Origin of the sequence: Histophilus somni 2336, from assembly GCF_000019405.1 — a bacterium.
Classification (GTDB): Bacteria; Pseudomonadota; Gammaproteobacteria; order Enterobacterales; family Pasteurellaceae; genus Histophilus; species Histophilus somni.
Map to the genome: position 1 here is coordinate 892,789 of NC_010519.1, position 22,021 is coordinate 914,809.

Genomic DNA, 22,021 nt, shown 5'->3' on the forward strand with positions numbered 1-22,021 from the left:
AGATTTTTACTATGGTATTAGTTACTCGTCAAGCCCCAGATTTTACCGCAGCGGCAGTTTTAGGCAATGGTGAAATTGTTGAAAAATTTAATCTAAAACAGCATATTGCTGGGAAAGCGGCAGTTGTTTTTTTCTATCCAATGGATTTTACTTTTGTATGCCCATCTGAATTAATTGCATTTGATCATCGTTATAAAGAATTCCAAGATCGTAATGTGGAAATTATTGGTGTTTCAATTGATTCTGAATTTACACACAATGCATGGCGTAACACACCGGTAGATAACGGCGGTATCGGTCAAGTACAATATGCTTTAGTGGCAGATATTAAGCACGACATCGCAAAAGCTTATGGCATTGAACATCCTGAGGCAGGTGTTGCATTACGTGCATCATTCTTAATTGATAAAGAAGGTGTTGTTCGTCACCAAGTCGTAAATGATCTTCCATTAGGTCGTAATATTGATGAAATGTTACGTATGGTTGATGCCTTACAATTCCATGAAGAGCATGGTGAAGTATGTCCGGCACAATGGGAAAAAGGCAAAGAAGGTATGACCGGTAGCCCAGAAGGTGTTGCAAAATACTTAAAACAAAATGCAGATAAACTTTGATCTCATCAATTTTAACTAAAACTAGCCCCGCACTTATGTGGGGCTATTTCATTATAAATCTAGTCATTCTTATAAGATCCTCTGAAAAATAGGAATAACATTATTAGCAATAATTTTCCATGAGGATATACAAAAAAGCTCCCAAAATAAATTTTAGGAGCTTCAATTTTTATTTCATAAATAATTAGCGACGTAAGCCTAAACGTGCAATTATTTCTGAGTATTTAGCAAGATCTGTACGTTTTAGATAGTCTAAAAGTTTACGACGACGAGAGACCATGCGTAATAAACCACGACGACCGTGATGATCTTTTTTATGTGTAGAAAAATGAGCTTGCAAATGGTTAATTTGTGCAGTCAATAATGCAATTTGTACTTCTGAAGAACCGGTATCTTTCGCATCACGACCAAATTCAGCAACAATAGCTGCTTTTTTTTCTGTACTTAGAGACATAAACATTCCTTATACTAAAAGGGTTGATAATACATCATTCGCCGATCTCTAACTCAGCGATGACAGGAACTGCAGATTTTATCTCTCGATTATAAAAAAAGCAATAAATAATTACTCAACATACAAACTAGACCTACTTACAATGTTACCGCATTATTTATGCGTATTATGCGTAAAAACTAAAAATGAAGGATATATTTTTCTTGATTTTATAGCAAGAAAGATAAAGAATATTAACTAATAGGATTATAATTAAGTAAGATATTTAATTTTAGATAAGTGGCATAAGTGGCTAAAAATGTTCCACATAAAGTAGGATAAAAATTTTCTCAATCTATTCAATCAAATTTTTGGAGATTTATATTATGACAATACAACCAGATCCAACTTCTGTAAAAACGCACTTTCAAGGCAATGACAAACTATTGTTTGGTATGATTATGGGAGTGATTGCCTTTTGGCTTTTTGCACAAACCACGTTAAATATTGCACCCGATATGGAGCAAGATTTAGGTGTTAACACCAGTATTATGAATATTGCTGTATCAATTACAGCTTTATTTTCGGGGATGTTTATTGTCGTTATGGGCGGTCTTGCAGATCGTATCGGCTGTTTAAAAATTTTAAATTTAGGTTTTTTATTGAGTATTATTGGGGCATTGTTAATTGCACTGGCTCCATCTGGTGATTTAGCTGTCCCACTATTAATGTTAGGGCGTATTATTCAAGGGATATCTGCTGCTTGCATTATGCCATCTAGTTTAGCTTTAGTAAAAGCCTATTGGGAGGGCGAAGCTCGTCAGCGTGCTATTAGTATGTGGTCTATCGGCTCTTGGGGTGGTTCTGGTTTATGTGCACTCTTCGGTGGGTTAGTATCTCAAAATCTAGGTTGGCGTTATATTTTCTTTGCTTGTGCCACTTTATCTTTATTAGGTTATGTTATGTGTCGTGGTACCCCAGAATTCAAAATGGAAGATGATGGAAAAAAACATAAATTTGACTGGGGAGGTGTTGTTACCTTTATGATTGCCATGATCGCTTTACAAGTATTGGTGACTCAAGGTGGTGATTTCGGCTGGACAAGCATGACCACTATCGGTTTATTGCTAGTGACTTTTGTGTCAATCGTATTATTTTTATGGATTGAGGAGCGTGCTGATAAAGCGTTTGTGGACTTTTCACTTTTTAAAAATGCGACTTACACCGGAGCGACTATTTCTAACTTCTTGCTCAACGGTGTAGCCGGCATGTTAATTGTATCGTTACAATTAGTACAATTGGGCGGTAATATGACTGCACAATCTGCCGGATTGCTTACTATTGGCTATGCGATTGCGATTATTGCTTTTATTCGTGTGGGGGAGAAATTATTACAACGTTTTGGTGCCCGTACACCTATGATTTGGGGCTGCCTAATTACAGGCTTTTCTATTGCTTTGTTATTACCAACGAATATGATGTTGGAGCAATATAAGATTATCGTTGTTATTTCTTATATCTTGTTTGGTATAGGTTTAGCATTTTATGCAACCCCATCCACTGATGCCGCATTATCAAATCTTCCGCCTGAACAAGCGGGGGCGGGTTCCGGTCTCTATAAAATGGCTTCTTCACTGGGTGCGGCATTTGGTGTTGCTATTTCAGCGGCAATCTTCACCGCACTCCGTGCAGAGAATGCCAGTGTATCTTGGTTAAATAACATCGTCCCTTTTGTTGGTCGCCAAGATAATATTGCTATTCGTGAAGCTGCTACTATTGCATTAATGTTTAACTTATTGATGATTTTTGGGGCTATTGTGTCTATTATGTTGACTGTGCCAACGGGCAAAAAATCATCCTAACCACAGTATTTACTTGATATTCAGGCTACCTAAATCATTCCGGTAGTCTGAAACCCTAAAAAACAGGGTTCAGTAAAGAAAAAATCATGACTATATTATTTACAAACTATCACCCCAAGCAAATCGGAAAAATCAACGTATATTTTCGTTATATCTACCAGCCACTATATATTTAGTCAAAAAAATCTACGTCTAAATTTATTGGCGGTTTAGTCCAATTTTTGGGTATAGATCATTTTGACCGTTCTTTTTATTTTTTGCATAATAGCCACTTTATTTTTATCCGTCTCTTACGTATGGAGCATTCTATGCTGACAGAACAATCTAAAAAACATATCGCACTTTTGTCTTTTTTACCTGTATTACTCTTAATTGCTATTGATTTCTTTACCATGAGTTTACAAGCTCAAGCAAAAGCAATTTCCCACTTGAGTTTAGCTGTATTAGTTACACAATTATTATGTATTTTAGTGTTTGCCAAAGGTGAAATTTGCAATGGTCAACGTTTCAGATTAGTAAAGGTAAACTTATATTTTTTGATTTATTGGGGGTTATGGCTGTTTATCAGTGTATTTTCCAATTATCACTATGTATTAACTGATATTGTATGTTTGTGTGGCATTGCTTTAACTTTGGCTATTTGGCAACAACCTCAAGATTTGCAAATGCGTAAGTCATTGTTGGTTTTAGGAACACTTGTGGGAGTTTTAGGTATAGTAACTTATTGTTTAATGTTTATTGATTTACCTTTACTTTATTTTTCTCAATATAATCCAGTAGCTCAAGCATTGCTAGGCATCATATTAGCGAATTTATTGCTAGTCATCGCTAAAAACCGTTTACAAGGCTTTATTATCTTATTGCCTTTTTTGATGCTGATTACTTTATTACTGAATGCAATTATTGTGTTAGGTATTTTGTTTTTTGCTATATCACAACAAGTTGTATTTTCTAATGAGTTTTCTTGGGGACTTTATTTTATTTTACATTTAGTTATTACCTGCATTATTGCTATACATTTATTTTATAAATGGAAGTTTGAATATTACGTTCTGTTAATAATGAGTTTTATTGTGATGAGTTTTCCTTTATGGGTAAGTTTTGCCTATGTGTTTTAACTAAAATAACTGCCTACTTTTTGGAAATGATTGATCATTGATGAGTATGTATGTTATCAGATAAGAGAAAAGCGGACAAAATGTTTTATTTTGTCCGCTTTGTGTAATATTGAGAGGACTAAATGTTAAGTACAGCAATTAAAGCTAAAATAGAGTAAAGTACTGATAATCCGTAGAAAATAATCCCACCTGCTGGAATATGAAGTTTAAAATCATGTGTGCCATGGTGAATTCGATGCATTGCCCCCCAAGTTGGAAAAACTAATACAACTAATAGAATCAGTTTACCTAACCAAGAACCGGCAAAAGCAATAATATTGTCTGCACCGTTTTCGATTAATCCAAAAGGTAGTAATAGACCTAGGATAAAAATCAATATAGGGAAGACAATTGCACTTACTGTAGTACCTGCACCGAACAATAACCATACAACAGGTTCATTAGAGCGTTTTGGAGTTTCTTTCATCTTGGTCTCCCTATTTCAAGTAAATTAGCACTAAAGCAAGAATACTTACTACGGCTGTAACAGCCCACATACCGATAGTAATAACATTCGGATTTAGTTTTTCATTTTTGTACACGATATTTAGCACTTTTGGCGTCATGAAGAAATACGTAACTGTATTCAAAATGGCTGCTGCCAAGGCGATAATATTCAGAATAATAACAATTGGATTTTGTAAGAAAGGAATAAAATCCGATTGTAATCCATCTTTTTGACCTAGGCAGATCACGCCATAAAGTAATACCAAGCTAAACCATAATGATGGAATTGCTGTTGCTTCACGCATAATGTAAAGTTTGTAAAAATCTAGCTTTTTCCACCAAGTTGCTTTTACTTCCCGCACATATCTTCTGCGTTTACTTGTTACTGTTGTCATTTTACACTCCTTACTTTTGCGGTTTTAACATTGCAATGACGAAATCTTTTGCACTTTCGACTTTACCTTGGTTGACACCAGAAGCAGGATCTACATGTTTAGGGCAAACTTCGGAACAATAACCCACAAAAGTACAACTCCATACGCCATTTTTACCGTTAATAATTTTCATCCGTTCTGCTTTTCCGTGATCACGATTATCAAGATTATAACGGTGAGCAAGAGTTAAGACTGCCGGACCGACAAATTCGGGATTTAAGCCAAATTGCGGACAAGCGGCGTAACATAATCCACAGTTAATACACATAGAGAATTGACGATATTTCTCTAATTGAGCCGGCGTTTGTTTAGTACGACTTTCCGCCAATTCCGCTGACGTATGTGGTTTACCATCTAATTCAGGTGCTTTATTGCCTATAATATATGGTTTGATACTCTCCAAACTTTCAATGAAGTGACTAAGGTCGACCACTAAATCCCGTTCAATCGGGAAGTTTGCTAATGGTTCAATACGCATATGACCACTATAATCACGTAAAAAAGTTTTGCAGGCAAGTTTAGGTTTACCGTTCACCATCATTCCGCAAGAACCGCAGATTGCCATACGGCAAGACCATCGATAAGAAAGTTCCGGTTCTAATTTATCCTTAATATAACCTAAAGCATCTAGTAAAGATGTTTGGCTGTCATAAGGAACTTGGTAAGTACGTAAGTATGGCTCTTTATCCGCCTCAGGATTATAACGCAATACTTCAATATTCATTATTGCTTGATTAGCCATTTGCTTGCTCCTTAGCTTTTGCAGCCGCTTCTTGTGCTTCAGCTTCCGCACCGTAAACACGTTTTGCTGGTTGAGATTTGGTGATTTTCACATCGCTGTATTCAATCCGTGGGGCACCATCAGCATTATAATATGCTAAAGTGTGTTTTAGATAATTCACATCATCACGCTCAGTATAGTCTAAACGTTGGTGAGCTCCACGAGATTCTTTACGTTCAATCGCAGAATTAGCAATAGATTGAGCAACATCGAGAATATAACCTAATTCAACGGTATAGAGAACGTTGGTGTTAAATACGCTTGAACGGTCTGCAATACGGATATGTTTATAACGCTCTTTTAATTCTGCGATTTTATCCACGGGTTGTTGCATACTTTCTTGTGTACGATAAATGCCGCAACCTTCTTCCATCGAATCGCCCATTTCATCACGAATTTGCGACCAAGATTCTGTTCCTTCTTGATTGTATAACTCTTCTAAACGATGGATAACATCTTGAGCTTGAGCATCGACCGCACTTCGGTTAGCAGGTTGTGCTTCAATTGCACGCTGTGCTGCATATTCACCTGCAACACGTCCTAGCACCACTAATTCTGCTAATGAATTTGAACCTAAACGGTTTGCACCATGTAAACCAGAAGACGCACATTCCCCAACGGCAAATAAACCTTTAATACGGGTTTCGCTATTGAAGTCCACTTCAATACCACCCATGGTGTAGTGTACGACAGGACGAACGGGAATTGGTGCTTTAGCAGGATCAACACCTTCGTAAGCATTGGCTAATTCACAGATAAACGGTAGTCGTTCATGTAAATATTTTTCCCCTAAATGGCGAAGATCAAGGTGAACAACATCGACACCTTTTGCTGTTTTTAACGTATTGCCTTTACGCCATTCTTGCCAGAAGGCTTGGGAAACTTTATCACGAGGACCCAATTCCATGTATTTATTTTCCGGTTTTCCGATAGGTGTTTCCGGTCCGAGACCATAATCTTGTAAATAGCGATAGCCATCTTTATTCACCAAAATACCGCCTTCCCCACGGCAACCTTCAGTCATTAAGATACCTGTATTCGGTAAGCCTGTCGGATGATATTGAACAAATTCCATATCACGTAACGGCACACCATGACGATATGCCATCGATAAGCCATCTCCCGTAACAATCCCCCCGTTTGTGTTGAAACGGAATGCACGACAACCGCCCCCCGTTGCAATAATGACCGCATTAGCATTGATTTGTACTAGAGTACCTTCCATCATATTCATCGCAACCATACCACGAGCATGACCGTCATCAACTAAAATATCTAATACGAAATGTTCATCAAAACGCTGAATTTGTGGGTACTGAATGGAAGTTTGGAAGAGAGTGTGTAACAAATGGAAACCGGTTTTATCAGCAGCAAACCAAGTACGTTCAATTTTCATACCGCCGAAACGACGAACGTTTACATCACCATCAACTTTTCTGCTCCAAGGACAGCCCCAACGTTCTAATTGAGTCATTTCTACCGGAGAGTGTTGAACAAAATATTCCACCACATCCTGTTCACACAACCAGTCACCACCGGCAACAGTGTCATGGAAGTGTTTATCGTAAGAGTCCTCATCCTTAATTACTGCAGCTGCCCCACCTTCTGCAGCAACAGTATGGCTACGCATCGGATATACTTTTGAAACTAAAGCGATCTTTAAATTAGGATTTGCTTCCGCTGCTGCAATTGCCGAACGTAAACCACCACCACCGGCACCAACAATTGCGATATCGACATTAACTGTTTGCACGATATTCCTCCAATAATAGATAAGAGTAAAAATTAATCCCTAACGGGAAATTACAAAAGCAATACTATTCTGCCACTATTTTAAAAGAGATATAACTCTTTTTTGTTAATTTAAGCTAGAAAATTTTAATTTCGTGATCTAACTCAAAACTATATTTGAAATAGATAAGAAATATTCTCATTAGTTTAAAATTAGATGATAAGCAATATCATTTATTAACAAAAACATAGCGTTACTATTATAAAAATTGATTTGTCGCATTATTATTTTTTTCAGGTAGAATATTTCAAAAAATTTATAAAGGATTTTATTATGTCTTTGAATGAACAATGGCAACCTAGTGCCTCGATCCAAAATTTATTGGCAAGAGCAAAAATTATTGCGGATATTCGTCGTTTTTTTACAGAGCGGGGATTGTTGGAAGTGGAAACTCCCGTATTGAGTGAATTTGGCGTAACAGATGTTCATCTTTCGACTTTCAGCACAGCCTTTACATCTCCGTTTATGGAAAAGTCAAAAACTTTGTGGCTAACGACAAGCCCTGAATATCATATGAAACGTTTATTGGCAGCTGGAAGCGGTGCAATTTTCCAATTGTGTAAAGTATTTCGCAATGAAGAAAGCGGCAAAAAGCATAATCCAGAATTTACAATGCTTGAGTGGTATCGACCGCACTTTGATATGCATCGTTTAATTAATGAGGTTGATGATTTGTTACAACAAACTCTTGATTGTGAACCGGCTGAGATGGCGAGTTATCAATTTGTATTTCAGGAACATGTAGGTATAGATCCGTTGTCTGCACCGATTAATGAATTGATTGAAAAAGCAAGAGAATGCCATTTGGACGGTGCTGAAAATGAGGATCGCGATACGTTGTTACAATTTTTATTTAGCACGCTTGTCGAACCTAATATTGGCCAAAATAAACCTATTGCAGTTTATCATTTTCCGGCAACTCAGGCGGCCCTTGCGCAAATTAGTTCAGAAGACCATCGTGTTGCGGAACGGTTTGAGTTTTATTATAAGGGAATTGAATTGGCTAACGGTTTTAATGAATTGACTGATGCACAAGAGCAAGAACATCGCTTTAATCAAGATAATCGCTTAAGAGAACAATTGGGGTTACCACAACATGAGATTGATCATCGTTTTTTAGGTGCATTACAAGCGGGGTTGCCAAATACAGCAGGGGTGGCATTGGGAGTTGATAGACTCATTATGCTTGCTTTAGGTGCTGAAAATATCAGCGAGGTGATTTCGTTTAATATAGATTGTGCTTAGAATAAAGTTTTTGTATTACATTGCGAAAAAGAATTTTTACAAATAACGGTAAATTATTCTTTCAAACTAATTTGATGTGAACCCAAAGATTGTTTACGATTAATCATTGCATGAACTACTAATTGTGCAGTTTTAATAGCATGATAAATTTCAATACTGTGAATCTTTTTGAGATCAATAGGACAATTTTTTTCCAAATGTTGTAGTTGTGTAATTAAACATTGCAAATTTTTTTTAGTTCTATACACATTGGCAAATTGATTCATTAATGATCTTACTTGTCGCAATATTTCACTTGATGAGTGAGCGGATTTTTTCTCTTGATTGGCTAAATGTTGTAAATAGCGTATTCCCTTTAACACATAATGTTCTTTATTTTGTGTAGAAAAGTGCGGTACATTTTCCACAACTTTTTGTATCGCTCTTTTGGCAAACACGAGGCTACCGCCTACAGAGTTCCCTCCTAGACGATTTGCTCCTTCAATACATGCAGAAACTTCCCCTACCGCAAATAACCCCTGTACTGCTGTTTGGGCGTATTCATTGATTTCAATTCCACCGTTGCAACTATGAGCAAAAGGTCGAATTATTACCTGATCTCGTAATAAATGAATATCCATTTCTTTTTCCAGCCAAGTTAAATAGACTTGATAAAATTCCGTTTTATCATGGTAAAGTTCGGGAGAATAATGTAGATACACTCCTTTCTCAGTAGGATTTTCAATCAAATATTTCATTATTACGAGATCAAATTCAACACTTTGAAAATCCACACTAAAAGGTGCATAGCTACTACGTTGTTGTATCATTTGCTGAAATTGTTGCGGTGATAAATGAGAAAATAAATTCTTACCTTTGCTATCAGTAACTTTTATCAGATATTTTAAAGTATGCTCACCGAACAATACTTTATACTTAGGTTTAACAAAAGCAGGAATGAATTGAATAAATTCAAGATTGGTTAATTTTGCACCTGCTTGATAAGCTACATAGTGGGTCGAACCTATTATATCTGCAGGATAGAGATTGTCTTGATACAACCCCGCAATACCGCCTGTGGCTAATATGATATTATTCGTGTAGCAAAAAATATAGCGAATCTCACCGCCCTTTTGTTGAGCAAAAATAGCACCTTTAATTTGATTTTGTTCAGTAACAATATGTAATAAAACAGAGTTTTCATAAAATTCTATTTGGTGCTGAATTAAAATTTGTTTAGCCCGTTTAGCACTTTGTTTCCAGTTATTAATTAAATAGATCGGGCGAGTATAGTATGCAAAGCAAGCAGGGCGGTTATCTTGTCGTAGCCAAGGAGTAAATCCAATTTTACTCAATAGCTCAATAGCTTGTGGTGATTCTTCCACATAAGCCCTAACAATCTTAGGATTATTTACTCCACAAGCGACTCTCTCAATTTCTTGTTGAAAGAGAATTTTGTCATCGGAATCCCCTGTTATTTGAATACCAAGTGTCGCTTTTAGCGGAAAAAAACTTGCACCTCCACCTATTATTGATTTGCTAATTAAAATCGGATTAAGTCCTTTTGCTTTTGCCTCAACACAGCATGCTAACCCTGCAATACCAGCTCCAACAATCAATAATTCCGTTTCAATTTGGTGGTGAAATTTAATATTTGTCATAATCTATAAATCTTTTATTAAAGATAAATTCAATGCCCACATCACAAAAATATCAGCAATATCTTCTGCTTAATTAACTACTACAATAATGATGGTGCTGCATTGAGCAAAATTTTGGTATATTCCTGTTGTGGATTATCAAAAACGTCCATTGCATCACCTTGTTCTACAATCAAGCCTCCATTCATCACCACAATACGATCAGATACTTGACGAACAGTTTGTAAATCATGAGAGATAAACACCATTGCGAGATTTAACTCTTTTTTAAGATCGGCAAGTAAATTTAACACTTGAGCCCGTACAGACACATCAAGGGCAGAAGTAGGTTCATCCGCTACGATTAACTTTGGGTTTAATGCCAATGCACGAGCAATAGCAACTCGTTGTTTTTGTCCACCCGACAGTCGTGTAGGTTCAACCAATGCTGCAGAGCGAGGTAATCCCACTCGGAAAAGAAGTTCATACACCCGTTTTTCACGTTCATGGGGGTGCAGTACATTATGGATATTCATTGGATCTTTTAATATATCTATTACTCGCATTCTTGGATTAAGTGCGGTGGCAGGATCTTGAAAAATCACTGAAACTTGTCGTCCGAATTGTTTGCGAGCCTCTGCACTTCCGTATTTCATCTTTAAACCGTTAAATTTTACTGTGCCGGAAGAGGGTTTTTGTAAACCAATCATAACATTGGCAAGCGTTGATTTACCACAACCTGATTGTCCCACTAAACCCAAAGTTTCTCCTGCCTGAATATTTAGGCTAATACCATCTATAGCAGTAAATTTTTTCGGATTAAATATTGAACCATCACGGGAAGGAAATTGCACCACAATATCTTGTAATTCAATGATTGGTTGTTTTTTTAACACTTTCATACTCATGTTTTAATTCTCCAAATGCGATGCCCATAAATGTTTCGGATTATCTTCTGCTTGTACTAATTTCAAATGTTGATTTGGATTTGCATTAGGACGAAGAGAACGACTGGCAAATCGATCTCCTTCAGCAAAATCAAAAGGCGATGGTACACTGCCAGGAATTTGATACAAGCGTTCCGCTCTACACTCAGTAGAAAGTACTGAACCCAGCAACCCTCTAGTGTATTCATGCATCGGATTCATTAATAATGAACTTGTTGGAGCGACTTCTACTACCTGTCCTGCATACATTACTGTAATATGATGAGCGATTTGTGCTACTAAGGCTAAATCATGGCTAACAAAAACCATAGCAAAGCCCAATTTTTCTCGTAATTCATTAAGTAATTTAATTACTTCTGCCTGCACTGTTACATCAAGTGCGGTAGTAGGTTCATCAGCAATCAATAATTTCGGTTCTCTAGCCAATGCCATTGCAATTAATACTCGTTGACGTTGTCCGCCCGATAATTCGTGGGGATAGCGATTTAACGTTTTTTCAGGCTCTAATTTAACCCATCGTAAAAGTGTTTCCGCACTTTGTTTTCCGCCACGCTGAATCAGTTGTGCCATTTGATCTTTAATTCGCATTGATGGGTTTAACGCACTTAAAGCATCTTGATAAATCATAGAAATTTCGTGACCACGTAAATCATTTAATTTATCTGTTTTCAATAAATCATGTTGATTTCCTGCACGATCTGTAAAAAGTATTTCTCCTGTAATCTTGGCTGTTTTAGGCAATAATCCCATAATGGAAAATGCAGAAATTGATTTACCACAGCCTGACTCGCCTACCAGCCCCATAGTTTCACCTTCATGAACAGTAAAACTAATATTATCCACTAGTGGAATATCACCATAACGATTTGGAAAACGAATAGATAAATTCTTTACTTGCAAAATTGGCTTCATTGCTGAATTAAGTTGCATTCTATCAGTACGTTCCGATTCTTTTTGATTTAATTTTAATAAATAACGTTTAAGTGCTAAACTTTCCGCCATAGCTTCTTGTACATCGGTAGCAAGAGGCTTTGATACATCACCTTTGTTATTTGGATTACGTTTAAGTTTTGGATTCACGAGAGCATCAGTTAGTCCTTCTGACAAAATATTAAGTGATAAAACGGTCAACAAAATCATTAATCCGGCAAAGGTAGTGGCCCACCAAAAGCCACTTAATACTAAATTTCGACCTTCGGATAAAACATTTCCCCAAGATGGATAAGGGGGTTGTACTCCGGCTCCTAAGAAGGAAAGAGAAGCTTCCAATACAATTGCATCTGCTACCATCACTGTAGCAAAAACCAAAACAGGGGCGGCAGTATTGCGAACTACATGCTTTAATAAAATATAGCTTCTACTGCCACCAATTACTCGCTCCGCTCTAATATAATCTTCTTCCCACTGAGAAACTACATTAGCTCGTACAACCCTTGCTAACTGTGGCGTATAAACTACTGCGATAGTTAAAATAATAATCGGAACAGAGTTACCAAAAGTAGCCAGTAATACCGCAGCTAATGCAATTCCCGGAAATGCCATTAAAATATCCATTAGACGCATGATGACTTCATTACCAAATTTACTCGCTGTAGCAGCGGTTGCACCTAGTATGCTACCAAAAATTATTGCAAAACCTACCGCACCTAAGCCAATAAACAATGATGTTCTTGCACCAAACACTAAACGAGAGAAAATATCTCGTCCTAGACGATCTGTGCCAAACCAATAGTCACTACTTGGTGCTTGCACCGGTCGTAAGGTTTGTAATGGATCATAAGGAGAAACCCAAGGTGCAAAAATAGCAATTAATGCAATCAACATGATAAACATTAAAGCAATTTTAGAGGCCATTGATAACGCTTTGAATCTTGCTCCGCCTTGAGCAAGTCTTTCGGCTAATCCTTGACGAAACATCATAAACTCCGAATTTTTGGATTGATCACAAGGTACAATACATCAACGATAATATTGACCAGTACAAAACTAAAGGCGATTGTTAGTACAACACCTTGTACTAAATGCAAATCATGATTGACGATACCGTTAAAAATTAATTTTCCCATACCTGGCAGGTCAAAAATTTGCTCAATAACTACCGCACCTCCCAGCAAATAACCAATTCTTAACCCCAATACAGTAACGGGGGTAATCAACGCATTTCGTAATACATTATGACGAATAACGGTTGCATAAGGAACGCCATTACCAATGGCTGTTCGCACATAATCTTTATCCATTTCTTCCACCATCGTAGTTCGTACAACCCGAATTAGAGATGCACACACAGGTACAGCTAAAGCGAGTGAAGGCAAAATCATCGAATAAAAATAACCGCTCGGATCTTCACTAAAAGAGGTAAATCCGCCGGAGGGTAGCCAATCCAGTTCCAGTGCAAAATATTGGATTAATAAAATTCCAAGCCAAAAAGATGGCGTTGCTACTGCGGCTACCGATAATAAACGAATAACCTGATCAATCCACGTATCACGGTAAAGTGCGGCAATAACGCCTAAGGTAAAAGAAACTATTGCAGCGAGGAATACACCAATAAAAGTTAGCTGTAAAGTTAGTGGAAAGGCTTTCGCAATCAAAGAAGTAATCGGTTGTTCAGGTGGTGTGGTCATACCGAAATTTAAGTGAATTAAATTTCCGATAAAACGAAAATATTGCACAATTACGGGATCATTTAAACCGTGCTGTTCTCGATAAAGTTGCTTTGCAGCCTCACTTGCACCTTCCCCTAATGCGACAGTGGCAGGATCACCCGGTGTAAATTGCAAGATAATAAAAACCAAAGCACTCACACCTAATATCATTATGGGTAATGCCGCTAAACGACGAAGTAATAAGCGAAAGACAATTTCCATTATTTTTCTCCAACTATACAAACCAAGTCAGTAGAATGAATCTGCTGTCAATAAAGATAGGGGCTGTTAATCATAACCACATATAAATGACCGCACTTTCTGCTCATTAAAAACAAGCAGAAAGTGAGAAAAGTTAATTATTTGCGACCTACACCAATAAATGAAAGTCCGGTAGTTGGAATTGGTTGGAAACCATCCAGTGATTTGTTATTCCAAGCGGTTGGTAATTTACGGTGCAAAATTGGATAAAGCGGTACTTGTTCAGCAATAAGATTAATAGCCTGAGTCCAAGCCGCTTTTGCATCTGATGGCTGTTTTGCTTTAATTGCATCATCAAGTAATAATTGCAATTTCGCATATTCAGGGGTATCTGACCAACCGAAGCGTTTTTTCGGCCAAACATCACCACGATACCACCAGCTCAATAAGAGATCCAAATCGTTGCTAAATACTGATGGATCCCCCGGTGCCATTACGACTTCATAATTTCCTTTGTCTACGTAACCACCATACAATGCTCCAGATTGTAGATGCTGTAAAGTTACTTTCACACCCGGAATTTTATTCCAAGATTCTAAAACTAAAGGGGCACATTCTTTTATCCAAGAATGATCTGTAGAAAGCAATTGAAATTCTAATTTATTCAGACCTGCTTCTTTTAAAAGTGCGGTGGCTTTTTCAGGATTATAATCATACTGGGTTGAAGCCTTGACATAATCAGGATGCGTATCTTGAGTGTAAGAAGTGGCGGCTTTTGCATTACCTAAGAATACAATATCAATTAATTTTTGTGTATCCAGTGCATAGTGTAAAGCTTGACGTACTTTTGGATTGTTAAATGGGGCTTTCTTACAGTTAAACATTAAGAATAACAACCCGAAAGATTGCACGGATTCAACCGCACTTTTACGTTTTAAGCGAGATGCGTCTAAATAAGGAACACTTTCCATTGCTTGAGTACGTCCGGACTCTTGTGCCGCTGTACGAGCGGCATCATCGGATAGTAAAAACCATGTCATTTTTTCTACACGAGCAGGATATGGACCGTTGTAAGCATTGTGTGCGGCAAATACAATGCGATCGTCTTTTACGGCTGAAACAAATTTATATGGTCCGGATCCTACCGGATTTGCATCAAATGCCGTTTGTCCTACAGCCTCAATCACATGTTTAGGTACAATTTTTACAATACCTAATCGCAATTTAAAAAGAGAAAACGGGTACTTCAACTTAAATTCTACCACTTTATCATCTAAAGCGTTGACTGAATCAATAAACGGAATGAATTGTATAAATAGTGAAGCATTTTTTGGATCTAAAATACGCTGATAAGAATATACTATATCCTCTGTGGTAACAGGTGTACCATCGTGGAAAGTCGCACCGTCACGTAATGTAACACGCCATGTTATATCATCAACTTGTTCAGGTTCTTTTGCAGCTAAGGCGAGATAAGGTTCACGGGTGGCAGGGTGTAAATCCACTAATCCTTCAAAAAAGTGCATGTTGGCGGCAAAGGAAGAGGCTCCACTGGAAGTGGACGGATCAAAACCGGTTGATAGGGGATAAGCTATTCCTGCTTCAATGCTACTACCTGTTGTTGAAGTGGCCTTCGCCTTAGAAACAAAACTACCTAATGTACCGCTAAAGGCAATTCCTGCACCGACACCAGCCAATACTTTCATGAAATTACGGCGAGATTCATTTTCAATGTAATTTGTCATACATGCTCCTTAAAAGTCTATTTTGCACACACTTATTGAGATTAATACAACGTTCCTTACACTTACACAGAATATCATTCCCTAAAATGAAGTAAATTAATCACAATATAAATTAAAATGAATTGGATTAATCATAATCGTTTAGAGCAAACAGTCAAGAACATATGTAAAGTAAAATCTATGTTTGTGAACTAGGTCACGAAATAACGGAAATCTCAATTTGATTAAAGAGCTAACTACTATCTAAAAGCCCCTGTCAGTTATAGGGAAACTTGATGAATATAAAGTGGCTAATTAGCCACTTTATATTTGCATCTGATATTTAAACAGATGTTTTAAAGATGACATTATTCGCTTTCTGAATATAGCTATTCATTTGATCAAAATTCATATAGCGATAGGTATCGTCTTTATCTTGTTGCAAATTTTGAACAAAATCTAAATATTCAGATGGAGTAGGTAATTTACCTAACAATGCAGAAACGGCTGATAATTCTGCCGAGGCGAGATACACATTTGCTCCTTGTCCTAAACGATTTGGGAAGTTTCTAGTTGATGTTGAAACTACCGTCGCACCATCGGCAACACGAGCTTGGTTTCCCATACAAAGAGAACAACCCGGTACTTCAATTCTTACCCCACTTTTACCATAAATGCTGTAATAACCTTCGTCACTAAGCAACTTAGCATCCATTTTAGTAGGGGGAGCAAGCCATAGCCTTGTTGGAATTGTACCGTTAAAGCGAGCTAATAATTTACCTGCTGCACGGAAATGACCAATATTCGTCATGCAAGAACCGATGAATACTTCATCAATTTTGTCGCCCTGAACTTCAGAAAGTAAACGAGCATCATCAGGATCATTCGGGGCACATAAAATAGGCTCCTTGATTTCATTGAGATCAATTTCAATAACAGCCGCATATTCGGCATCTTTATCCGCCTCTAATAGTTGAGGATTCATTAACCAATTTTCCATTGCTCGAATACGGCGTTCAAGGGTACGGACGTCACCATAGCCTTCGGCAATCATATATTTAAGTAGAACAATATTAGATTGTAAATATTCGATAATAGGTTCTTTAGCAAGTTTAATCGTACAAGCGGCTGCGGAGCGTTCAGCGGAGGCATCGGACAGTTCAAATGCCTGCTCTACCTTTAATTGCTCCAAGCCTTCGATTTCTAAAATACGACCTGAAAAAATATTCTTCTTACCTTTTTTTTCTACGGTAAGCAATCCTTGTTTAATCGCATAATAAGGAATGGCATGAACCAAGTCTCGTAATGTAATCCCTGCTTGCATTTCACCTTTAAAACGCACTAAAACACTTTCAGGCATATCTAAAGGCATTACCCCTGTGGCTGCTGCAAAAGCGACCAGTCCGGAACCTGCCGGGAAAGAGATACCGATTGGAAAACGGGTATGAGAATCTCCGCCGGTTCCTACTGTGTCAGGTAATAACATACGATTTAACCATGAATGGATAACGCCATCACCTGGACGTAAAGATACGCCTCCTCGATTCATAATAAAATCGGGTAAGGTATGATGAGTAACCACATCAACAGGTTTTGGATAGGCGGCAGTATGACAGAAAGATTGCATCACTAAATCAGCTGAAAAACCTAAGCAAGCTAGATCCTTAAGTTCATCTCTGGTCATTGGACCTGTAGTATCCTGTGAGCCAACGGAAGTCATTCGAGGTTCACAATATTGTCCGGGACGAATACCCTCTACACCGCAAGCTCGCCCCACCATTTTTTGTGCCAAAGTGAAACCTTTTTGATTTTGCACCGCACTTTGTGGTTTGGCAAAAACATCGCTTTCAGGCAATCCTAATGCAACTCTTGCTTTGTGAGTTAAGCCTCGCCCGATAATCAATGGAATACGTCCACCGGCACGAACTTCGTCTAATAACACATTAGTTTTTAAGCTAAATTCAGCTAAAATATCATTACTGTCATGACGACAAATTTTGCCTTCATAAGGATAAACATCGATGACATCGCCCATATTTAAACGGCTGACATCTACTTCAATTGGCAATGATCCGGCATCTTCTAGCGTATTAAAGAAAATAGGTGCAATTTTTCCCCCTAACACCACACCGCCGGCACGTTTATTCGGAATATAAGGAATATCTTCCCCCATAAACCATAAAACTGAGTTAGTCGCAGATTTACGTGAAGACCCAGTTCCCACAACATCGCCTACATAAACCAACGGAAAGCCTTTTTGTTTCAGTGTTTCTAATTGTTTGATTGGACCAATATTACCATTATCATCCGGTTTAATGCCTTCTCGGGCATTTTTTAACATAGCAAGAGCATGTAATGGAATATCAGGACGAGACCAAGCGTCTTGTGCTGGCGAAAGATCATCAGTATTAGTTTCACCGCTCACCTTAAATACGGTTAAGGTTAATTTTTCTGCAAGTTGAGGGCGAGATAAAAACCATTCAGCATTAGCCCAAGATTGCAAAATCTGTTGTGCAAAAACGTTACCGTTTTCTGCTCGTTGTGCGACATCATGAAAATTATCAAACATCAGCAAAGTAGAAGACAACGCTTTCACTGCTATAGGTGCTAATTCAGGATTATCAAGTGCGGTCAATAATGGCTCAATATTGTAACCACCTTGCATAGTTCCCAAAATTTCTACTGCTTTGCTTGGTGAAATTAGTTTACAAGTTACCGCACTTTGTGCCAGTGCGGCTAAAAAACCGGCTTTAACATAAGCAGCTTCATCAACACCGGCAGGAATACGATTCTCAAATAAATCAAGTAGGAAATCTTCTTTTCCTATCGGGGGATTTTTCAATAATTCAATTAATTGAGCTGTTTGCTCTGCATCTAAAGGTTTAGGGACGACGCCTTGTTTAGCTCGTTCATCGACATGTTTTTGGTAAGTTTGTAGAAAATCGCACATTATTCACTCCATTAAGATTGTTGAGTAGAGAAAAGAGAAAGTGCGGTCATTTTTGTTAAAAAATTGTAATACAAATAGACCGAATTCATCATAATACGGAATTTATAGATGAACAATAGAAAAAAGACGATTATTAAAAAATAACCGCCTTTTTTAAAGTAGAACACAAAATGTTTAAAAGACTTTTTTAAATGGTTTAATGATGACTTTATCATATACACCGGCTGCAACATAAGGATCTGTATTTGCCCATTGCTCCGCTTCTTCTAAGCTATTGAATTTTGCAATAACAGTTGAACCGGTAAAACCTGCTTCTCCAGGATTTTCATCATCTATAGCAGGATTAGGTCCCGCAGTTAATAACCTATCTTCAGCTTGTAATTGTTTTAAACGTTCAAGGTGTTGTTCTCTGACGGATAAGCGTAATGCTAATGTATCAGGTTTATCTTGAGCAAAAATAACATAGTACATCATGGTTTATTTCTCCTATTTATTATGAGTTATTTGCTGAAATTTGTGCCAATGCTTTTTCTACTTCCGGATTATTGTCTCTTGGTATGGCTCGAGGTTTACCTTGTGCATCTACGGCAACAAAAGTGAAAACAGCTTCCGTTACACAATAGCGTTCACCAATAGGTTCGCTGGCAACCTTTTTGACCCATACTTCAATTTTGATTTGAACGGAAGAGCGGCCAATTTTTACACATTCCCCATAACAGCAAACCACATCGCCGACAGCAATAGGTTTGATAAATGTCATACTGTTTACAGCTACTGTTACAACACGTCCATGAGCAATTTCTTTAGCTAAAATGGCACCGCCTATATCCATTTTTGACATAATCCAACCGCCGAAAATATCGCCATTCGCATTCGTATTTGAAGGCATAGCTAAGGTACGTAATAAGAGAACTCCCTTCGATTGACGACCTGTATTAGTTTCAATAAATACTGACATAGATTTTCCTTATTCTTGTTCTGATTTAGGTAAATAACGATAAATATAAACACCGGTTACTAATGTTGCAATCAGTGTCATGCCGAGAATGCCGAAGGTTTTAAAATCAACCCAGATGTCATCAGAAAGATACTGGCTTATGTAAAGATTAATCAGCATACAAAGTAAGAAAAAGACTGCCCAACCTAAATTGAGGTTATGCCAAACATAAGTGGGAAGCTGAATTTCTTTGCCTAATAATTGTTGGATTAAAGGTTTTTTAAAACCATATTGGCTGACAAGCAAAATCAAGGAAAAAAGGGCATAAACAACGGTAACTTTCCATTTTAAAAATTCCAATTCATTAAAATAGGCACTTAGAGAACCGAAAAAAACTACCGCACTTCCCATAATAAGTTGCTGTTTCTCAATTTTTCCATATTTAAGTTTTAAAATCATGAGTTGAATTAACGTTGCAATAATCAGCGTAATGGCAGCGGCTTGAATACCTTGTAATTTGTAAACAGCAAAGAATAAGATCAATGGGATAAATTCTAATAGTTGTTTCATTATTGTCCCCTTTGTTGCATAAAGAGAGTGTAAAAACGGTAAGTGAAAATTAATAGAAATACCTCTGCAAGGGAAATTATTGCAGTGATTAAGATTTCCATAAACAGATTATGACTGAGAAATAGCGAAAGCTGTCTTAATAAAAAAGGCAATAGGCAATTGATTAAAGTATATAAGAATAACAGGTGTGTGCGTTTTACTCCGCTTTTCCACATTGTTTTTAAACTTTGACTAATGGAGTGATTATGTATGAGGTAATGGACATTGAGTAAATTAAGACGCACAAACACAAATATACCTAATGCGAGTGCAAATAAAGAAAAGATAGAAGGTGATTTGTGCATGATAGCTGAAACTAGAATTTCACTTGTACCGATACCCAAAGGAATAGCTATTAATATATTGAGTAACAAAAGCCCTCCGAAACGTTTAGCTGTCGATATAACGCTTTGAGACAGTTGCGGTTCGATATGTTGACTGAGTTGGTGAATGGTTAATATTCCCCAAGCAGAAATAAACATTCTCAATAAACCCGATATGAACAGGTAATGACTGAGTTGCAAAGTTTCCGTATTTGATATTGTTTCTGATAGCTCAAGCGTGTCTGTTTGTATTGACTGTTTAAAAAATAAAGCAAATACAGAAACAATAAATAAAAGAGCGGTAAATTGTAGCGTGATTTTTTGTTGATTGCGTACAAAGTTCCAACAATCTTGAAATATATGAGTAAAATTAATCATTCAAAAATCCATAAATAAAAGCAAACGTTACGCATTATACTGTGTTTACAGCCGAAAGTATAAAAATCCTTATTACAGACCTTAAGCATACTAAAGAGGAGATTTAAACTTTTAGTAAGCTGATTGTAACGATTTTAAAAAATTTTTTAACAAAATTTTATAAATTTGATCTAGTTCACGGAAATAATACCTCTTAAGTGGTATTGTACCCGCCGATTGCATAAATCGGCAATTTTTATTGTGAGCAAATATTCTAATAGATGAGGAATTTTCTATGAAAAAAACAGCATTAGTACTTAGCGTGGCGGCTGCATTGGTGGCAGGAAGTGCAACAGCACATGAAGCAGGCAGTTTTATTGTTCGGGGTGGTCCTATTTTAGTTGTGCCGAAAACATCGACAAATGATTCTGGCTTTCCGTTTGATGTAAACAAAAATGCCCAATTGGGGTTGACCGGAACCTATATGATGACAGATAACTTCGGGGTTGAGTTATTAGCCGCAACACCGTTTCATCATAAAATTACATTAGAATTACATTAGGTAGTGCCTTAGTAGGTAAAACAAAACATTTACCGCCAAGCCTATATTTACAATATTATTTCTTAAACAAAGATTCTAAAGCACGTCCTTATATTGGTGCCGGTGTGAACTATACTAAATTCTTTGGTGAAAAAGCGATAATGGCTGGTGTTTCTGATCTTAAATTAAAAGATTCTTGGGGAGCTGCATTTAACGCAGGGGTAGATATTCAATTGTCCGATAATCTTTATTTAAATACCGCTGTTTGGTATGCGAAAATTAAAACAAAAGCAAGTTTTAAAATGAATGGTGGTGTTCAACAACCTCAACAACATAAAGTCGATGTAACCCTTGACCCAATGGTATTTTTCATCGGTTTAGGTTGGAAATTCTAAGCAGA

Annotated in this window: 19 protein-coding genes and 1 pseudogene; 5 read left to right on the forward strand and 15 right to left on the reverse strand. The window is 37.2% G+C overall.

The window, feature by feature from the left end; translation table 11 throughout:
• Positions 1-11 precede the first annotated feature (11 nt).
• Entirely contained in the window at positions 12-614 is a 603-nt protein-coding gene (locus HSM_RS03980) for a peroxiredoxin C (protein ID WP_012341595.1), read from the forward strand.
• A 184-nt stretch (positions 615-798) separates the two neighbouring features.
• On the opposite strand, the gene rpsO is transcribed toward HSM_RS03980, so the two are convergent.
• Positions 799-1,068 (reverse strand): 30S ribosomal protein S15, encoded by a 270-nt coding sequence (gene rpsO / locus HSM_RS03985; protein WP_011608634.1) that lies wholly within the window; start codon positions 1,066-1,068, stop codon positions 799-801.
• A 365-nt stretch (positions 1,069-1,433) separates the two neighbouring features.
• Between rpsO and HSM_RS03990 the strand changes: the two genes are divergently transcribed.
• The gene (locus tag HSM_RS03990; protein ID WP_012341596.1) at positions 1,434-2,909 is read left to right on the forward strand and encodes an MFS transporter; all 1,476 of its coding nucleotides are present in this window, start codon (positions 1,434-1,436) and stop codon (positions 2,907-2,909) included.
• Between the two features lie 308 nt (positions 2,910-3,217).
• The gene (locus tag HSM_RS03995) at positions 3,218-4,027 is read left to right on the forward strand and encodes a hypothetical protein (protein WP_012341597.1); all 810 of its coding nucleotides are present in this window, start codon (positions 3,218-3,220) and stop codon (positions 4,025-4,027) included.
• Positions 4,028-4,145: 118 nt separating this feature from the next.
• Here the strand turns inward: HSM_RS03995 and frdD are convergent, their stop codons facing one another.
• From frdD to frdA, 4 genes are read right to left on the reverse strand one after another with little or no spacing between them, the layout of a single operon-like run.
• Entirely contained in the window at positions 4,146-4,493 is a 348-nt protein-coding gene (frdD, locus tag HSM_RS04000) for a fumarate reductase subunit FrdD (protein WP_011609434.1), read from the reverse strand.
• A gap of 10 nt (positions 4,494-4,503) precedes the next feature.
• Entirely contained in the window at positions 4,504-4,908 is a 405-nt protein-coding gene (frdC, locus tag HSM_RS04005; RefSeq protein WP_011609433.1) for a fumarate reductase subunit FrdC, read from the reverse strand.
• A gap of 10 nt (positions 4,909-4,918) precedes the next feature.
• Positions 4,919-5,689, reverse strand: coding sequence for a succinate dehydrogenase/fumarate reductase iron-sulfur subunit (locus tag HSM_RS04010; RefSeq protein ID WP_011609432.1), 771 nt, complete (start codon positions 5,687-5,689; stop codon positions 4,919-4,921).
• Complete coding sequence (gene frdA / locus HSM_RS04015) at positions 5,682-7,481, reverse strand: fumarate reductase (quinol) flavoprotein subunit (protein ID WP_012341599.1); 1,800 nt, start codon at positions 7,479-7,481, stop codon at positions 5,682-5,684. The genes HSM_RS04010 and frdA overlap by 8 nt, the downstream gene beginning before the upstream one ends.
• A 312-nt stretch (positions 7,482-7,793) precedes the next feature.
• On the opposite strand from frdA, the gene epmA reads away from it, so the two are divergent.
• A complete protein-coding gene (gene epmA, locus HSM_RS04020; RefSeq protein WP_011609430.1) occupies positions 7,794-8,765 on the forward strand; it encodes an elongation factor P--(R)-beta-lysine ligase in 972 nt (323 codons plus the stop codon).
• A gap of 53 nt (positions 8,766-8,818) precedes the next feature.
• Here epmA and HSM_RS04025 read toward each other — a convergent pair whose 3' ends face one another.
• The 10 genes from HSM_RS04025 to HSM_RS04070 form a co-directional block, all read right to left on the reverse strand.
• On the reverse strand, positions 8,819-10,405 hold the full coding sequence (locus tag HSM_RS04025) for an FAD-binding protein (RefSeq protein WP_012341600.1): 1,587 nt from the start codon (positions 10,403-10,405) through the stop codon (positions 8,819-8,821).
• Between the two features lie 80 nt (positions 10,406-10,485).
• Entirely contained in the window at positions 10,486-11,292 is an 807-nt protein-coding gene (locus HSM_RS04030; RefSeq protein WP_012341601.1) for an ABC transporter ATP-binding protein, read from the reverse strand.
• A gap of 3 nt (positions 11,293-11,295) precedes the next feature.
• A complete protein-coding gene (locus HSM_RS04035) occupies positions 11,296-13,248 on the reverse strand; it encodes a dipeptide/oligopeptide/nickel ABC transporter permease/ATP-binding protein (RefSeq protein WP_012341602.1) in 1,953 nt (650 codons plus the stop codon).
• Positions 13,248-14,201, reverse strand: coding sequence for an ABC transporter permease (locus HSM_RS04040; protein ID WP_012341603.1), 954 nt, complete (start codon positions 14,199-14,201; stop codon positions 13,248-13,250). The genes HSM_RS04035 and HSM_RS04040 overlap by 1 nt, the downstream gene beginning before the upstream one ends.
• 137 nt (positions 14,202-14,338) lie before the next feature.
• Positions 14,339-15,886 (reverse strand): ABC transporter substrate-binding protein, encoded by a 1,548-nt coding sequence (locus HSM_RS04045; RefSeq protein ID WP_370483362.1) that lies wholly within the window; start codon positions 15,884-15,886, stop codon positions 14,339-14,341.
• A gap of 361 nt (positions 15,887-16,247) precedes the next feature.
• The gene (gene acnB / locus HSM_RS04050) at positions 16,248-18,854 is read right to left on the reverse strand and encodes a bifunctional aconitate hydratase 2/2-methylisocitrate dehydratase (protein ID WP_041605036.1); all 2,607 of its coding nucleotides are present in this window, start codon (positions 18,852-18,854) and stop codon (positions 16,248-16,250) included.
• A 174-nt stretch (positions 18,855-19,028) separates the two neighbouring features.
• Positions 19,029-19,325, reverse strand: coding sequence for a YciI family protein (locus tag HSM_RS04055; RefSeq protein WP_011609423.1), 297 nt, complete (start codon positions 19,323-19,325; stop codon positions 19,029-19,031).
• Between the two features lie 22 nt (positions 19,326-19,347).
• Positions 19,348-19,812, reverse strand: a complete 465-nt coding sequence (yciA, locus tag HSM_RS04060; RefSeq protein WP_011609422.1) for an acyl-CoA thioester hydrolase YciA — start codon at positions 19,810-19,812, stop codon at positions 19,348-19,350.
• A gap of 9 nt (positions 19,813-19,821) precedes the next feature.
• Positions 19,822-20,361, reverse strand: coding sequence for a septation protein A (locus HSM_RS04065; protein ID WP_011609421.1), 540 nt, complete (start codon positions 20,359-20,361; stop codon positions 19,822-19,824).
• Positions 20,361-21,101 (reverse strand): hypothetical protein, encoded by a 741-nt coding sequence (locus HSM_RS04070; RefSeq protein WP_012341608.1) that lies wholly within the window; start codon positions 21,099-21,101, stop codon positions 20,361-20,363. Before HSM_RS04070 ends, HSM_RS04065 begins: the two co-directional genes overlap by 1 nt.
• Before the next feature lie 274 nt (positions 21,102-21,375).
• On the opposite strand from HSM_RS04070, the pseudogene HSM_RS04075 reads away from it, so the two are divergent.
• Positions 21,376-22,016: pseudogene (locus tag HSM_RS04075) on the forward strand (OmpW family outer membrane protein).
• Positions 22,017-22,021 lie beyond the last annotated feature (5 nt).

Bases quoted from the DNA above. Each gene is read 5' to 3' on its own strand.
- HSM_RS04070 (WP_012341608.1), bottom strand. From the start codon at position 21,101: ATGATTAATTTTACTCATATATTTCAAGATTGTTGGAACTTTGTACGC.
- rpsO (WP_011608634.1), bottom strand. From the start codon at position 1,068: ATGTCTCTAAGTACAGAAAAAAAAGCAGCTATTGTTGCTGAATTTGGT.
- yciA (WP_011609422.1), bottom strand. From the start codon at position 19,812: ATGTCAGTATTTATTGAAACTAATACAGGTCGTCAATCGAAGGGAGTT.
- HSM_RS04035 (WP_012341602.1), bottom strand. From the start codon at position 13,248: ATGTTTCGTCAAGGATTAGCCGAAAGACTTGCTCAAGGCGGAGCAAGA.
- HSM_RS03990 (WP_012341596.1), top strand. From the start codon at position 1,434: ATGACAATACAACCAGATCCAACTTCTGTAAAAACGCACTTTCAAGGC.
- frdC (WP_011609433.1), bottom strand. From the start codon at position 4,908: ATGACAACAGTAACAAGTAAACGCAGAAGATATGTGCGGGAAGTAAAA.
- HSM_RS03980 (WP_012341595.1), top strand. From the start codon at position 12: ATGGTATTAGTTACTCGTCAAGCCCCAGATTTTACCGCAGCGGCAGTT.
- HSM_RS04065 (WP_011609421.1), bottom strand. From the start codon at position 20,361: ATGAAACAACTATTAGAATTTATCCCATTGATCTTATTCTTTGCTGTT.
- HSM_RS03995 (WP_012341597.1), top strand. From the start codon at position 3,218: ATGCTGACAGAACAATCTAAAAAACATATCGCACTTTTGTCTTTTTTA.
- HSM_RS04045 (WP_370483362.1), bottom strand. From the start codon at position 15,886: ATGAAAGTATTGGCTGGTGTCGGTGCAGGAATTGCCTTTAGCGGTACA.
- HSM_RS04025 (WP_012341600.1), bottom strand. From the start codon at position 10,405: ATGACAAATATTAAATTTCACCACCAAATTGAAACGGAATTATTGATT.
- frdD (WP_011609434.1), bottom strand. From the start codon at position 4,493: ATGAAAGAAACTCCAAAACGCTCTAATGAACCTGTTGTATGGTTATTG.
- acnB (WP_041605036.1), bottom strand. From the start codon at position 18,854: ATGTGCGATTTTCTACAAACTTACCAAAAACATGTCGATGAACGAGCT.
- HSM_RS04055 (WP_011609423.1), bottom strand. From the start codon at position 19,325: ATGTACTATGTTATTTTTGCTCAAGATAAACCTGATACATTAGCATTA.
- HSM_RS04030 (WP_012341601.1), bottom strand. From the start codon at position 11,292: ATGAGTATGAAAGTGTTAAAAAAACAACCAATCATTGAATTACAAGAT.
- epmA (WP_011609430.1), top strand. From the start codon at position 7,794: ATGTCTTTGAATGAACAATGGCAACCTAGTGCCTCGATCCAAAATTTA.
- HSM_RS04010 (WP_011609432.1), bottom strand. From the start codon at position 5,689: ATGGCTAATCAAGCAATAATGAATATTGAAGTATTGCGTTATAATCCT.
- HSM_RS04040 (WP_012341603.1), bottom strand. From the start codon at position 14,201: ATGGAAATTGTCTTTCGCTTATTACTTCGTCGTTTAGCGGCATTACCC.